10 protein-coding genes are annotated in these 14,264 nt (G+C 73.4%); 6 read left to right on the top strand and 4 right to left on the bottom strand.

The genetic code is table 11. From position 1 onward, the window contains the following. Positions 1–205 precede the first annotated feature (205 nt). Together O7627_RS05920 and O7627_RS05915 are read left to right on the top strand one after the other, a co-directional pair. Entirely contained in the window at positions 206–2,362 is a 2,157-nt protein-coding gene (locus O7627_RS05920; RefSeq protein ID WP_278092483.1) for a hypothetical protein, read from the top strand. Positions 2,363–2,577: 215 nt separating this feature from the next. Then, the gene (locus O7627_RS05915) at positions 2,578–3,501 is read left to right on the top strand and encodes a hypothetical protein (protein WP_278092482.1); all 924 of its coding nucleotides are present in this window, start codon (positions 2,578–2,580) and stop codon (positions 3,499–3,501) included. A 15-nt stretch (positions 3,502–3,516) separates the two neighbouring features. Here O7627_RS05915 and O7627_RS05910 read toward each other — a convergent pair whose 3' ends face one another. From O7627_RS05910 to O7627_RS05900, 3 genes are read right to left on the bottom strand one after another with little or no spacing between them, the layout of a single operon-like run. Next, positions 3,517–4,155: a PIG-L family deacetylase gene (locus O7627_RS05910; RefSeq protein ID WP_278092481.1), complete on the bottom strand. Its 639-nt coding sequence runs from the start codon at positions 4,153–4,155 to the stop codon at positions 3,517–3,519. Then, entirely contained in the window at positions 4,152–4,997 is an 846-nt protein-coding gene (locus O7627_RS05905) for a glucose-1-phosphate cytidylyltransferase (protein WP_278092480.1), read from the bottom strand. The genes O7627_RS05910 and O7627_RS05905 overlap by 4 nt, the downstream gene beginning before the upstream one ends. Continuing rightward, a complete protein-coding gene (locus O7627_RS05900; RefSeq protein WP_278092479.1) occupies positions 4,997–6,226 on the bottom strand; it encodes a class I SAM-dependent methyltransferase in 1,230 nt (409 codons plus the stop codon). The genes O7627_RS05905 and O7627_RS05900 overlap by 1 nt, the downstream gene beginning before the upstream one ends. A gap of 162 nt (positions 6,227–6,388) precedes the next feature. On the opposite strand from O7627_RS05900, the gene O7627_RS05895 reads away from it, so the two are divergent. The 4 genes from O7627_RS05895 to O7627_RS05880 are packed head-to-tail and all read left to right on the top strand — an operon-like array spanning position 6,389 to position 11,254. Then, positions 6,389–7,486 (top strand): NAD(P)-dependent oxidoreductase, encoded by a 1,098-nt coding sequence (locus O7627_RS05895; protein ID WP_278092478.1) that lies wholly within the window; start codon positions 6,389–6,391, stop codon positions 7,484–7,486. Continuing rightward, the gene (locus tag O7627_RS05890; protein ID WP_278092477.1) at positions 7,483–8,682 is read left to right on the top strand and encodes a class I SAM-dependent methyltransferase; all 1,200 of its coding nucleotides are present in this window, start codon (positions 7,483–7,485) and stop codon (positions 8,680–8,682) included. The genes O7627_RS05895 and O7627_RS05890 overlap by 4 nt, the downstream gene beginning before the upstream one ends. Further along, positions 8,679–9,611 (top strand): glycosyltransferase family 2 protein, encoded by a 933-nt coding sequence (locus tag O7627_RS05885; RefSeq protein WP_278092476.1) that lies wholly within the window; start codon positions 8,679–8,681, stop codon positions 9,609–9,611. The genes O7627_RS05890 and O7627_RS05885 overlap by 4 nt, the downstream gene beginning before the upstream one ends. Continuing rightward, positions 9,611–11,254 (top strand): lipopolysaccharide biosynthesis protein, encoded by a 1,644-nt coding sequence (locus tag O7627_RS05880; protein ID WP_278092475.1) that lies wholly within the window; start codon positions 9,611–9,613, stop codon positions 11,252–11,254. Before O7627_RS05885 ends, O7627_RS05880 begins: the two co-directional genes overlap by 1 nt. On the opposite strand, the gene O7627_RS05875 is transcribed toward O7627_RS05880, so the two are convergent. Then, positions 11,232–14,111 (bottom strand): PQQ-dependent sugar dehydrogenase, encoded by a 2,880-nt coding sequence (locus O7627_RS05875; RefSeq protein ID WP_278092474.1) that lies wholly within the window; start codon positions 14,109–14,111, stop codon positions 11,232–11,234. The two genes, O7627_RS05880 and O7627_RS05875, sit on opposite strands and share 23 nt — an antisense overlap. Between the last annotated feature and the right edge of the window lie 153 nt (positions 14,112–14,264).

The raw sequence follows: 14,264 nt of genomic DNA, 5'->3' as shown, positions 1-14,264 counted from the left end.
CCGACTCCCCGGGGCCGGCCGTCCGGCCCCGGAACGCGCGGAGGCGCGGGGCAGCGACAGGGCCGGCCGGATTTTTTCCGGTACGGCCCTGTAGCGTGTCCGAACAGGAGTCCGTCAGGTCTGAGATATCCCAAGCAGTGAGTTTCGTCCCATCAGCGCCCTCGGTATCGCCGCGCAACTGGGCGATGCGTGTGAGGATGGGGGTATGTCGCACGGCGAAGATCTGTTCGCTCTCAGCGGGGACGTCTCTACGGAGCCGAGCTTCGAGTCCGCTCTGCGTGGGTACGATAGACGGCAGGTTGACCGTTATGTCGCTCGCGCCGAGAACGAGATCAACACGCTGGCCGCCGAGCGCGAACAGGCATACACGCAGATCCACAAGCTGGCCGGCCAGGTGGAGGCGCTGCAGCGCGACCTGGTGAACGTCCGCCGGCAGGTCGGCGTGGTCGACCGGGCCTCCTTCCGCCATCTCGGCCCGGTGGTCGAGCAGATCCTGGCCCTCGCCGAGGAGCAGGCCGAGAGCATCCAGGTCGACGCCGAGCAGCACCTCGCCGAGCGCCGCGCGGAGGGCGAGCAGATTCTCGCCCAGGCCCGCGAGCAGGCCGAGACCGCCCTGAGCGATTTCGAGATCGCCCTGGCCACCCGGCGCTCCGAGGAGGAGCAGGTCACCGCGCGCCGCCAGGCGGAGGCCGACGCGGCGGTTGCCGCCGCCGCCGAGGAGGCCGCCCGACTGCGCGACGCCGGCGAGGCCGCGCACGCCAAGGCGGTCCGCGAGGCCGCCGAGCTGCGCGACACCGCCGCGGAGGAGGCGACCCGGCTGCGCGAGGCCGGCCAGGCCGCGCTCACCAAGGCGCAGCAGGAGTCCAAGCGGATGACCGAGAGCGCCACCCGGGAAGCGAAGCGGGTGACCGAGGTCGCGCTCCAGGAGGCGGGCCGGCTGCGCGACGGCGCGGCCGAGGAGTCGAAGCGGATGATCGAGGCCGCCAAGCAGGAGGCGACCCGGCTACGCGAGGCCGGCCAGGCCGCGCACGCCAAGGCCCAGCAGGAGACGACCCGGCTGCGCGAGGCCGGCCAGGCCGCGCACGCCAAGGCCCAGCAGGAGGCGAAGCGGATCGCCGACGAGACCGCGGAGATGGTGCGCCGGTCCCGGGCGGAGACCGAGAACTACGCCCGCCAGGTCCGCGCCCAGACCCAGCAGGAGCTGGGTGCCTGGCGGACCGGTGTGGAGCGCGAGGTCAACCAGCGCAAGTCCACCGCGGAGCAGGAGATCACCGCCCGCAAGCAGGCCGTCGAGCAGGAGTACGCGGCCCGCAAGCAGGCCCTGGAGAAGCAGTTCGCCGACCGCAAGGCGGAGCTGGAACTCCAGTTCGAGAACCGGGCCGCCGCCGCGGAACGGGATCTCGCCGGCCGCCGTTCCGACCTCGAACGGGAGTACGGCGTACTCATCGCCGGCGCCGACCAGGAGGCCACCGAGATCCGCCGGCAGGCCGAGGAGGTCGCCGCCGACATCCGCGGCCAGGCCGACGAGTACGCCGCGCAGGTGCAGCGGGAGGCCGACGACTACGCCACCGAGCTGCGGCGCGAGGCCGAGGAGTCGGCGGCGGCGTCCCGCCGCCAGATGGAGGAGTACACCGCGACCGCCCAGCAGCACCTGGCCACCACGCAGCAGCATCTGGCGACCACCCAGCAGGAGGCGGCGGTGGGTCGCCAGCAGCTCGCCGAGGTGATGCAGGAGATCGCCCGGGCGCAGCAGTCCCTCGCCGACATCCGGCAGGACACGGTGGCTTCCCGCAACGAGTCCGACCAGATCCGCAAGCGGCTCGCCGACGCGCAGCGGCAGCTCGGTCTGGAGCGCAAGCGGCTCTCCGAGACCCAGCGGCAGGCCAACCAGGCCGAGCGGTACGCCGCCCGGGCGGGGGCGGACATGCAGCGGGTGGCCGACGTGGCGGAGTCGATGGACGGCGGCGGCCCGGACGGCGCCAGCGCGGACGGTGGCCGGGGCGATCGCGCCGAGGTCCGCGAGCAGCCGGTCGGGGCGACCCAGGCCGCGGCGGTGACCGAGCCCGCGGCGGCGACCGAGCCCGTGACCGCGACCGAGCCCGTGACGGCGACCCAGCCGAACGGGTCGGCGGCGGCGACCCGGCCGAAGGACGAGTCCGACCCGGAGCCCGTCCTGGCGGGCGAGTCGGCGGGCGGCGGCGTGGCCGGCGAACCAACCGTCGCGGCGGTGCCCGGCGAGGGTGGCCGCGAGCCGGTCCCGACCCGGATCACCAGCACCGGCGACACCGGCAAGCGCTCCGGCAAGTCGAGCGTCGAGGACCGGGGAGCCAAGTCGAAGAAGGTCTCGGTCGACTCCGACTGAGCCGGCCCAGCCGCTCGTCCGAGCCCCCCGGCCCGTCCGGGGGGCTCTTTGTCGCGTGTCTACGATCCGTCAGATCCACTTAATGTGGTATTTGGCCATTCCTCGTATGATTCATCCATAAGTATTCACGTCGCCAACGGCGGCTCCGGAGCCACCCGGCGGTCAGCCGCCGGACCACGACCCGTGGCCAAGCCAGCCCCCCTGGGGAGCTACTCATGTCTTATCTGCGAGACGAATCCGTTGGCATCGCACCGACCTCACCCGACCCGGGTCGAGGCGGTCGGCGCTGGATGCTCGTCGGCGTGGTCGTTCTCGGCGTTCTGGCGGTGGGCGCGGTCGTCAAACTGGCGGACGCACCCCGGAGCCGTCAGGTGACGCCGACGGCTCCGCCCACGCCGATCAGCTACTGGCCGTCGGCGGCCACCACCGGGGTTCCCGCCGGCACCAAGCTGCGCGACTCCGGCGCGCTCAGCCTGCGTACCGACAACCAGGTGGTCACCGGCCTCAACATCACCGGATGCGTGAACGTGTACGCCCGCAACGTCCGGATCACCAAGTCGAAGATCAGTTGCGGCAGCCCGGCGTACGCGATCCGGACCATGAGCACGGCGGTGAACCTGGTGGTGGAGGATGTCGAGATCGACGGCCTGGGGCGCAACGGGGTGACGATCTGCTGCGGCAACTACACGCTGCGCCGGGTCAACATGTACGGGATGACCGACGGCCCGCGGCTCGGCACCAACACCACCGTCGTCGACTCCTACATCCACGACCTGGCCCGGCTGCCGGGCACCCACAACGACGCGCTGCAGATCACCGGCGGGGTCGGCGTCGTGGTGCGCCGCAACACGCTGCAGGTCTACGACGCGGCGACGAACGATCCGCTCAACGCCTGCCTGATGCTCGGCTCGGAGACCGCTCCCTCGACCCGCAACCTGCTGTTCGAGAACAACTACTGCGACGGCGGCAACTGGTCCATCGGGGTGCGCACCGACCTGGTCGGCGCCAACATCGTGTTCAAGGACAACAAGTTCGGCCGCAACTACCGGTACGGCATCATCGCCCGCCCCGATCAGGCCGGCATCATATGGGAGAACACGAACGTCTGGTTCGACAACGGACGGCCGGTCGTCCCGTGATCGACCACCCCGCGGTCACAGCGTGACGACCGCCTTGTCACAGCGGTACGCCTCGGCGTACCGGCTGCGGCACTCCATCCCGCGCAGCCGGGCCAGGCCGAGGAAGACCTCCTCGTCCCACCAGTCCCGGCCGGCCTGCGACGGGTAGCACCCGCGCAGCAGCGCCGCCTTCCGCCGGACCCGCTCCTCGGTCAGCGGCAGATAGACGTTGCGCCGGTTCAGGTCGCCGTCCCACTTCGGGATCTCGTAGTGCAGCAGCAGTCCGGCCCGGAACGCGGTGGGGACCAGCCGGGCCAGGGTGGCGTGGTCCTGGTGGGCGTCGTCAGGGTCGGGCGCGACGACCAGATCCGCGTCGGCCGCCGCCGCGACGGATTCGACGATCTCCTTGGCGGCCAGCCAGCGGGCCGGCACCCGCCCGTCCGGCAGGTCGTGCAGGGCCAGGCTGACCCGGGCGGCGGGCAGGAACGCCGTCGCCGCGGCCCGCGCCTCGGCCTGCCGGGCCGGTGTACCGGTCAGCAGGACGTAGTGCACCCGCAGGTCGGGCAGCTCGCCGAGCGCGAGCAGCAGCCCACCGGCGCCGATCTCGATGTCGTCCGGGTGCGCCCCGAGCAGCACGACGGACCGTACGCCGGTGAGCCGGAGGCCGGCGGTCACGACCGCGCGACCGAAGCTTCCACCGCGGCCCGCCCGGCCGGCGCCTCCTGCTGGTCGCGGTTGCGGTGGTGGTCCCAGAGCATCCACGGGCAGCGGCCCGAACGGTACAGCTCCTCCAACTCGGCCCGGTCCTTGAAGGTGTCGGCGGCCCGCCAGAACCCGGTGTAGCGCTGGGCCATCAGCCGGCCGTCCGGCAGCAGCCGGGCGAACCCCTGCGGCACCAGGTCCTCGCCCGGCCGCAGCACGGAGAAGATCTCCGGCCGGAGGATGAAGTAGCCGCCGTTCTCCCACTGCATCAGGTCCCGGATCGGCCGGACCCGGCTGACCCGGTCGTCCGGTCCGATGTCGATCACGTGGTGGGTGGACTGCACCGGCACCGCGAGCAGGCTGGCGACCGCGGTGCCGCGCTGGAACCGGTCGATCATCGACGGCAGCGGGGCGTCGGTGAGGGTGTCGGCGTAATTTGCCAGGAAGGCCGGTTCCCCCTCGACGTGCCGGCGGACCCGGATCAGCCGCTCGCCGATCGTCGCGTCCAGCCCGGTGTCGATGAAGGTGATCTGCCAGTCGGTGATGTCGGCGGAGAAGAGCCGCAGGTCCCGACCACCCATCGTCAGGGTGAAGTCGTTGGAGAGCGTCTCGTCGTAGCGCAGGAAGTACTCCTTCACCGCGGCGGCGCCGTAGCCGAGGCAGAGCACGAACTCGGTGTGTCCGAAGTGGGCGTAGTACCGCATCACGTGCCAGAGCAGCGGCCGGTCGCCGATCATGGCCATCGGTTTGGGGGCGGAGGCGGCGTCCTCGCGCATCCGCATCCCGAGCCCGCCGCAGAAGAGGACCACCTTCATCAGACCACCTCCAGCTCCGGGATCGCGAAGACCAGCCGGCCACCCCAATGGCGTACGTGGCACAGCTGGGTGGAGATCTCGGCCCGCAGGTTCCAGGGCAGCACCAGGACGAAGTCGGGCCGGTCGGCGTCGATCCGCTCCGGCGGATGGACCGGGATGTGCGTACCGGGGAGGAACCTGCCCTGTTTGTGCGGGCTGCGGTCCACCGTGTAGGCGAGCAGGTCGGGCCGGATGCCGCAGTGGTTGAGCAGGGTGTTGCCCTTGCCGGGGGCGCCGTAGCCGACCACCCGCCGGCCCTGGGCCCGGGCGGTGAACAGGAAGTCGAGCAGGTCCCGCCTGATCCGGAACACCTGGTCGGCGAACCCTCGGTGTCCGGCCAGGGTGTGCAGTCCGGCCTCGGCCTCCGCGTCCAGCAGCGACTTGACGTTGCTGGACGGAGCGCCGGCGGTCGCCGCCGGGCGGGCGTGCACCCGCAGCGAGCCGCCGTGCGACGAGAGCTCCTCCACGTCGGTGACGACCAGGCCGCCGGTGGCCAGCGCCCGGGCCGCGGTACGCAGCGAGTAGTACTGGTAGTGCTCGTGGTAGATGGTGTCGTACTGGCGGCGCTCGATCAGCCGCAGCAGGTGTGGGAACTCCAGGGTGACCAGGCCGGACGGCTTGACGAGCGCGGCCAGCCCGGCGCTGAAGTCGACCGGGTCCGGCACGTGCGGGTAGACGTTGTTGGCGACCACCAGGTCGGCGCGGCCGAACCGCTCCGCCAGCTTCCGGCCGGACTCGGCGCCCAGGAACTCGACCTCGGTGCGCACGCCCCGGGACCGGGCGACCTCGGCGACGTTCGCCGCCGGCTCGACGCCGAGCACGGGTACGCCGCGTTCGACGAAGTGGCGGAGCAGGTAGCCGTCGTTGCTGGCGACCTCGGTGACCAGGCTGGTCGGCCCGAGCCCGAGGGTGTCGGCGATGGCGGTGGCGTACCGCCGGGCGTGCGCCACCCAGGAGTCCGAGTAGGACGAGAAGTACGCGTACTCGGCGAAGATCTCCTCCCCCGGGACGTACGCGGGCAGCTGGACCAGCAGGCAGTCCGGGCAGATCCGCACGTGCAGCGGGTAGAAGGTCTCCGGGGCGTCCAACCGGTCGGCCGGCAGGTAGCTCTCGCAGAGCGGAGACATGCCGAGGTCGACGAAGGTCTCGGTCAGCTCGCCACGGCACAGCCGGCACCGCAGCGCGAACATCCGCATCACCCCTTGCCGCCCCCACCAGTGCGCGCAGTTACGCTATCCACACGTTCGGTAGGTTCGACCATTCAGTAAAAATACCGACAATAGCCGGTCATGATCCTCAACCATTCATAAACTCTCCTTCTTACTAAAACCACCAACCCCGGGAGCCTCCTGATGCGCGTGCTGGTGACGGGCCACCTCGGCTACCTCGGCAGCGTCCTCACCCCACTGCTGCGGGCCGCCGGACACCACGTCACCGGCCTCGACACCGGCCTGTACGCGGACTGCCTGCTCGGACCGGCGCCGCGCGAGGTGCCGACGCTGCGGCTCGACCTGCGCGACGTGCTGCCCGAACACCTGGCCGGCTTCGACGCGGTCTGCCACCTCGCGGCGCTGAGCAACGACCCGGTCGGCGACCTCGACCCGGAGCTGACCCACGAGATCAACCACCGGGCCACCCGGCGGCTGGCCCGGGCCGCCCGCCGGGCCGGCGTGGACCGGTTCCTCTTCTCCTCCTCGTGCAGCCTCTACGGCGCCGCCGGTGCGCCGGCAGCCGCCGCGCCCGGCACCGGCGGGCTGACCGAGACCGCCGACTTCGCGCCGGTCACCGCGTACGGTGAGTCGAAGCTGACCGCCGAACGCGGCCTGCTCGCCCTCGCCGACGAACGGTTCTGCCCGGTCCTGCTCCGCAACGCCACCGCGTACGGCTTCTCGCCGCGGCTCCGCGCCGACCTGGTGGTGAACGACCTCACGGCGCACGCGCTGCTGACCGGGCAGGTGCGGTTGCTCTCCGACGGCGCGGCCTGGCGCCCGCTGGTGCACGTCGAGGACATCGCCGCGGCCTTCCTCGCCCTGCTGCGCGCCCCCCGGGCGGTCGTGCACGCCCGCGCGTACAACGTCGGCGTGGACGGGGAGAACCACCGGATCCGGGACCTCGCCGAACTGGTCGCCGAACGGGTGCCCGGCTCGACCGTGACGATCGCCGGCGGCGCCACCACCGACACCCGCGACTACCGGGTGGACTGCTCGCGGATCCGCGCCGAGGTGCCCGACTTCCAGCCCCGGTGGACGGTCGCCGACGGGATCGACGAGCTGCTGCGGGCGTACCGGCGACTCGGGTTGACCGTCGCGGACCTGGAGGGTGACCGGTACCACCGGGTCCGCCGGGTCCGCGCCCTGCGCGCCGCCGGCCGGCTCGACGCCGACCTGCGCTGGACCGAGCAGCTGGCGGTCCGGTTACCGGACCGGACCGAGCAGCTGGCGGTCCGGTGACCGGACCGGACCGGGCCGCTGGCGCTCCGGTGAGCGGGCACCGCCGGTGCGACGCCTGTGGGCACCCGCGCCTGCTGCCCTTCGCCGACCTGGGCGAGGTCCCGATCTACTGCGGCACCCACTGGGCCACCCGGGACGAGGCGGTCCGGTCGCCGGTCGGCCGGATCGTGCTGGGCCACTGCCCCGGCTGCGGGTACGCCCGCAACCTCGCCTTCGACCCGGCCGCCCTGGTCTACGACACCACGATGGACACCAACCTGCACCACTCACCCGCCTTCCAGTCCTGCACGGCGGAGCTGGTCAAGCGGCTCGCCGACCGCTACCCGCTGCGCGGCGGCGCGGTGCTGGACGTCGGCTGCGGCCAGGGCGAGTTCCTGCGGGAGCTGTGCCAGATCGCCGGCTGCCGGGGCTTCGGCTACGACCTGATGTACGCCGGCCCGGTCGGCCCGGACCCGTCCGGCGCGGTGCTGTACCGCGGGCCGGTGCCGCTCGACGATCGGCTGCCGGCGTACGACCTGGTCACCTCCCGGCACTGGCTGGAGCACCTGGACGATCCGCACGGCTTCCTGGTCCGGCTGCGCGAGCTGGCCGGCGACCGGCCGGTCCACGGCTACCTGGAGGTGCCGGACGCCGGCTACGACCTGGCCACCGCCGGCTGGGAGGTGATCTACCCGCACGTCTCCTACTTCGACGGGTACGCGCTCTGCCGGCTCGTCGAACGCGCCGGCTGGCGGGTGCTCGCCACCGGTCAGCTCTTCGCCGGCATGTTCCGCTACGTGGAGATCAGCAACCAGCCGACCACCGGAGCCACCGGGAGCGCCACGGCCACCCGGGATCGGCAGCTTGCCGCCATCGCCGGCTTCGCCGCCCGGCACGCAGCCGAGCGGGACCGTTGGCGCACCGCCGTCGGGCGGCTCGTCGCCGCCGGGGACCGGCCGGTCCTCTGGGGCGCCGGCTCGCGGGGGGTGCAGTTCCTGCACCTGGCCGACCCGGACCGGCGGCTGACCGCCGTGGTCGACGTCAATCCGCGCAAGTGGGGCCGCTTCCTGCCGGTGACCGGGCACGAGGTGTGGCCGCCGCAGGCGCTGGCCGAGTCGGGCAGCCGCGCGGTGATCATCACGAACCCGGCCTACCGGGAGGAGATCGACGCCGCGCTGCGCCGGCTCGGCGTCGAGGCGGAGCTGATGGTGGCATGACGGCCGGCGACGGACCGCCCGCCCCCCGGGTCAGCCTCGGCGTGCCGGTCTACAACGCCGAGCGCTACCTGGCCGCCTGCCTGGACGCGCTGCTGGCCCAGGACTACCCGGACTTCGAGATCATCATCAGCGACAACGCCTCCACCGACGGCACCTGGGAAATCTGCCGGCGGTACGCGGCCCGGGACGGCCGCATCCGGCTGTACCGCAACCCGCGCAACTACGGCGGTCACGTCAACTACGCCCGGGTGGTGGAGCTGGCCCGGGGCGAGTTGTTCAAGTGGGTGGCCTATGACGACATCTGTCTGCCGTCGTACCTGAGCACCTGCGTGGCGGCGCTGGACGCCGCCGGCCCGCGCGCGGTCCTGGTCTATCCCCGCACCCTCCTCATCGACGAGGCGGGCGCGGTGATCGGCCCGTACGACGACGGGCTGGACCTGCGCGACCGGCGGGCCTGGCGGCGGGTCGCCGGGGTGGCGCACCGGATCAGCCTCTGCCACGCGCACTTCGGCGTGTTCCGGCTCGGCGTGCTGCGCCGTACCGGCATGATCCGCCCCTATCTCTCCTCCGACTACACGCTGCTCGCCGAGGTGGCCCGGCTGGGCGAGATCCACGAGGTGGCCGAGCGGCTCTTCCAGCGCCGGCTGCATGCCGGCTCCACCGTGCAGGGCCGGCGCAGCACCGCCGCGAGCGCCGCCACCTGGTACGCGCCCCAGGGCCGGCGGGTGCTGGCCCCCCGGTTGCGGATGCTCGCCGAGACGCTGCTCATCCTCAGCACCGGCGACGGCCGGCTGCGCACCCGGGTCGGCGCGGCCGGCGCGTTCCTGGCCGCCTGGCTGGTCCGCCGCTGCCGGGTGCTGCTCGGGCGATGGCGGCGGCGGATCGGCCTGCGCCGGACACCGCCGGCACCGGTCCGGGGTGGCTCCTAGTGGCCGACCGCACGGCCGCGCGGCGGCCGGCCGGCCATGACCCCGCGGCGCCACCCGACCCGTCGGCGTCCCACCCCTCGGCGTCCGACCCGGACCTCTCGGCGTCGCAGACCGGCCGGGTACGGACCGCGATCGGCTGGTCCTATCTGCTCACCGCCGGCCGGGTGGGCTCGTCGATCGTCGTCACCTTCCTGCTCGCCAAGCTGCTCGGGCCGAGCGAGTTCGGACTGGTCGCGATGGCGACGGCCTACATCGTCGTCGCACAGGCGGTGATCCAGCACGGCCTGGTCGCCGCGCTGGTGCAGCGCGAGCGGGTGACCGATGACCACCTCGACGCCGCCTTCTGGGTGCTGCTGCTCGGCGGGCTCGGCTGCACCGGCCTGACCGCCGCCGCCGGTCCACTCTGGGCGCTCGTCAACCGGGAGCCCGAGCTGACCGTGCTCTGCGTCGCGCTCTCCCCGCTGGTGCTGCTGCAGGCGCTCGCCATCGTCCCGGAGAGCATTCTCCGCCGCGAGCTGCGGTTCCGCTCGGTGGCCCTGCGGACCCTGGCCGCCGCGCTGCTGAGCGGGGTGGTCGGGGTGGTCCTGGCGCTGGCCGGCGCCGGCATCTGGGCGCTGGTGGCGCAGCAACTGGTGAACGCGGCGGTCGGTCTGGTGGTGCTCTGGCTGGTCTGCCCGTGGCGGCCGGGCCGGCGGCCGCGGTTGCGCGGCATCCGCGACCTCTGGGCGTTCTCCGCGCACTCGGCGAGCGCGGGCATCGGGGTGCTGCTCAGCGCGCGGGCCGACATCATCCTGGCCGGGATCTTCTTCGGGCCGGTCGCGACCGGCATCTACCGGTTGGCCGCGCGCCTGCCGGACATGCTCGTCGACGTGACGGTCCGCTCCGTCCAGCAGGTGGCGCTGCCGTCGCTGTCCCGGTTGCAGGGCGACCGGGCGGGCTTCGCCGCCCACCTGCGCCAGCTGCAGCACCTCGGCGCCGTGGCCGGGCTGCCGGCGCTGGGCGTCCTCGCCGCCACCGCCGACCCGCTCGTCGCGCTGCTCGGTCCGCAGTGGGCCGGCACCGAGCTGCCGCTGCGGCTGCTCTGCCTCTACGGCGCCGTCAACGTGTACGGCGTCCTGCTCGGACCGGCATTGCAGGCCATCGGCCGACCCGGCCGGCTGGCGGCGATCGCCTGGCTGCGCGGCGCGCTGGGGGTGGCCGCGCTGGCCGGGGTCGGTGCCCTGCTGGCCGGCTCTGGCGACCCGCCCGGACAGGCCGCCGCGGTGGCGCTGGCCGGCATCGCCATCCAGGCGGTGGTCACCGGGATCTCCCTCTGGGCGGCGGTGCACCGGGCGGCCGGCATGCCGGTGCTCCGCTTCCTCGCCCCCACCGCGCCGGCCGCCCTGGCCGCGACCGCCGCCGCGCTGGTCCCGCTCGCCGCCGGCCGGCTCGGTCTCGCCGGCGCCGATCCGGTCGTCGCGCTGCCGGTGTTCGGCGCGGCGGCGACGCTGACCGCCGCAGCGGTGCTCTGGCTCGCCGACCGGCCGTTGCGCCGCCAACTGCTGGCCCGGCTGCCCGGCCGCCGGCCGGCGGTGGCGCCGGCCGGCGGACCAGCCACCGCCGGACCGACTGCCGTCTCCGTCACCGATCGGGCGGCGGGTTGAACACCACGGCCCGGCCGTCGACCAGGACCGCGTGGTTCACCGAGTACGCCAGGGCGACTCCGCCCGTGCCGTCCTCGATCCCCACCGTGGCGCCGCTGCCCAGCTCCCGCAGGCTGGTGCCGGTCAGGCCGGCGTAGTTGAAGGTGATCCGCCCCGACTCGGCCAGGCTGAGCTGGAACGAGATCTTGGCCGTGGACGACCCGTACAGGTAGACGTCCCGCCACTCGACCACGAACTCGCGGTTCGGTGCGCTGCCCCGCACCGCCGACCGGACGCTGGAGTCGGCGCGTACCACCAGGTCGTCCCAGAACGGGTGGACGGCGGCGTTGGGTAGGCCGGCGTCCGGCAGGCCGGCGTTTATCGCGCCCGGCAGTCCCGGGTCCTGGAAGGAGAGGAACCCGTTCGTGGAGACCCAGGCCCGCTCGTACCGGCGGCCGTAGAACAGCACCGGGAACGGCAGGTCGACGGGTGTCCGGGCGTCGTCCCCGGTCAGCGGCAGCACCGCCTGGTCGGCCGGCTGGTACGCCGCGCCGACCACCGACGTACAGGTGTAGCCGGCGCTGTCCCGGCAGCCCGGCGCGGTGGCGAAGGTGGCGGTGTAGGTGGTGGCGGCCGGCGGGGCGATCACCACCTGGGTCTGGGCTCCCCCGTTGGACCAGTTGTCGAAGACGAACTCGGCGACCCCGGCGGACTGCGGCCCGGGTGCGCTCATCGTCGTGGTGGCGCCGACCACCACCTTCACGGCGGCCGGGGTGGTGTAGCTGACCCCGTCGACGTTCACCTCCAGGCCGCTCGGGTTGCTGACCATGTTCAGCCGGGTCCACCGGGGGTCCAGCCGGGTGGTGGTGCTCGCCGACAGGCCGCCGCTGCCGGTGGCGGTGAGGGTGAGCTCCAGATAGGACGGATATTCGTGGTCGGGCGCCACGAACGCCCCGGCGGCCACGCCGGTCCAGTGCTGCACGGTGTGGGTGTGGCAGTTGTCGACGGTCGGGCAGTGCCGGTTGATCAGCTGCCACTCCAGCCGGTCGGCCGGCACCGGCGCGCCGCCGGCCTCGGTCGCCCGGCCGGAGAACGTGATCTGCTGGCCGACGCTCCACTTCGCCGTGCCGAGCGGGCTGGTGATGACCGGCCGGGGGGCGCTGGTCCCCACCCGGATCTGGATCGTCGCGGTGTCGCTGCGACCGGCCAGGTCGGTGACCCGCAGCCGGGCGGAGTAGGTGCCGGTGGAGCGGTAGGTGTGGCTGGCCGTGACCCCGGTCGCGTCGAAGCTGCCGTCGCCGGTGAAGTCCCACTCGTGGCGCAGGATGTCGCCGGGGTCCGCATCCGTCGAGGCCGAGCCGTCGAAGAGCACCTCCAGCGGGGCGTTGCCCTCCTCCGGGGTGGCCCGCACCACGGCCCGCGGTGGCTGGTCGGCCGCGTCGAAGTGGAACCGGCGGACCGTGCCACCGGTCAGGTCCACCAGGTAGAGATCCCGCTCCGGCCCGATCTGCAGGTCCACCACGCCACCGGCGGCGGACGAGAACGGCTGCACGCTGGTCGGGTCGGGCAGCCCGTCCGACCCGGCCCGCATCAGCCAGACGCACCGCCGGGCGTAGTCGGCGAAGAACAGCGCCCCCCGGTACCCGGCCGGATAGCCGCCGCCGGTGGCCGGGTAGAAGGCCAGCCCGGACGGGGACGAGCCGCCGGCCGGGCAGCCGTCCCCGGTGGCCACCTGCTGGCTGTGCGAGTAGCTGTAGTACGGCGGCGTGACGGCGTCCGGCGGGGCGCTGTAGAGGCTGTCGCAGAGCCCGAGCCGGGCCACCCGGTAGCCACCCTGCTTGACGTTCCCCTCGTAGCAGGGCCAGCCGTAGTTCGGCGGCGGACCGCCCGGGTGGGCCAGCCGGTCGATCTCCTCGTGGTCGCGCCAGCCGACGTCGCCGAACCAGACCTCGCCGCTGTCCGGATGAAACGTCCACCGGTACGGGTTACGCAGCCCGTAGGCGAGGATCCGGCGGGCGTTGGGGTCGGCGCTGTGCGCCAGCGGGTTGTCCGGCAGCGCCGCGCCGGTCACCGGGTTGATCCGGATGAAGGTGCCGGAGAGGCCGGTCGGGTCGTCCGGCGTACGCAGGTCCTGCGAGCGCAGCGCGCCGCCCTCGGCGCTCGGCGGGGCCAGCGCCGCGCCGACCGGCCCGGGCGGATCGCCGCACGGGTTGACCGGGTTGCCGGTCTGGCCGTAGTCGACGAACGTTCCGGAGGCGCCGTCGCCGCCGGTGGCGTAGAGGGCACCGTCCCGACCGAACGCGAGGTCGCCGACCGAGTGGCTCTCGATCTGGGTGCACCAGTCGTGCACCAGCACGTGCTCGGTGCCGGTCATCGCGTCGCCGTCGGCACGCAGCCGGGAGATCCGGGCGCTGGAGACGCAGCTTCCGGCGGCCGGGCAGGTGTCGCGGTAGGTCGGCGCGCTGCCGCCGATCACCCCGTCGTAGCTGTAGCTGACGTAGACCCAGGGGTCGTCCGGGAAGGTGGGCGCCAGGGTCAGCCCGATCAGGCCCAGGTCCTTGTAGTCGTACACCTGGGTGCGCAGGTCGGCGAAGACGGTCGCGACCGGGTCGGCCAGGCCGCGGAAGACCTTGATCAGCCCGCTCTTCTCGGCGACGAAGACCCGCCCGTCCGGCGCGAACGCCAGCTTCGTCGGCCGGGTCAGCCCGGCGAAGACCACCTGCTGGGTGAAGCCGGCCGGCGCGGCACCGGCCAGCGCGACGGCCGCCCCACCGACCGTGGCCGGCCCGGCGGACACCGTCGGGCCGGCCACCGCGACCGGTACGACAAGCGCCACGGCCAACCCCGCGCGGAGCGCGCGAAGCCCTGATCCAGACATGATTACCCCATCCCCCGGCCCTGGCCCGGGCCGGATCCCGGTCGCAGAATGCCTGCTCAAAGCATTGGCGGCGGGTCCAGGGTGGGCTGTCAGGTGGCGGACCGAGAGCCGGGGCCGACCGGCCCGAAGTGCCGGCCCGGCCGACGCCCCGAC

It is taken from the genome of Solwaraspora sp. WMMD1047 (assembly GCF_029626155.1).
Lineage (GTDB): Bacteria > Actinomycetota > Actinomycetes > Mycobacteriales > Micromonosporaceae > WMMD1047.
This window is presented reverse-complemented; position numbering and strand designations above follow the sequence as displayed.

Excerpts from the sequence above, each read along its gene's own strand:
- O7627_RS05885 (WP_278092476.1), top strand. The coding sequence starts at position 8,679 with ATGACGGCCGGCGACGGACCGCCCGCCCCCCGGGTCAGCCTCGGCGTG.
- O7627_RS05900 (WP_278092479.1), bottom strand. The coding sequence starts at position 6,226 with ATGTTCGCGCTGCGGTGCCGGCTGTGCCGTGGCGAGCTGACCGAGACC.
- O7627_RS05905 (WP_278092480.1), bottom strand. The coding sequence starts at position 4,997 with ATGAAGGTGGTCCTCTTCTGCGGCGGGCTCGGGATGCGGATGCGCGAG.
- O7627_RS05875 (WP_278092474.1), bottom strand. The coding sequence starts at position 14,111 with ATGTCTGGATCAGGGCTTCGCGCGCTCCGCGCGGGGTTGGCCGTGGCG.
- O7627_RS05895 (WP_278092478.1), top strand. The coding sequence starts at position 6,389 with ATGCGCGTGCTGGTGACGGGCCACCTCGGCTACCTCGGCAGCGTCCTC.
- O7627_RS05920 (WP_278092483.1), top strand. The coding sequence starts at position 206 with ATGTCGCACGGCGAAGATCTGTTCGCTCTCAGCGGGGACGTCTCTACG.
- O7627_RS05915 (WP_278092482.1), top strand. The coding sequence starts at position 2,578 with ATGTCTTATCTGCGAGACGAATCCGTTGGCATCGCACCGACCTCACCC.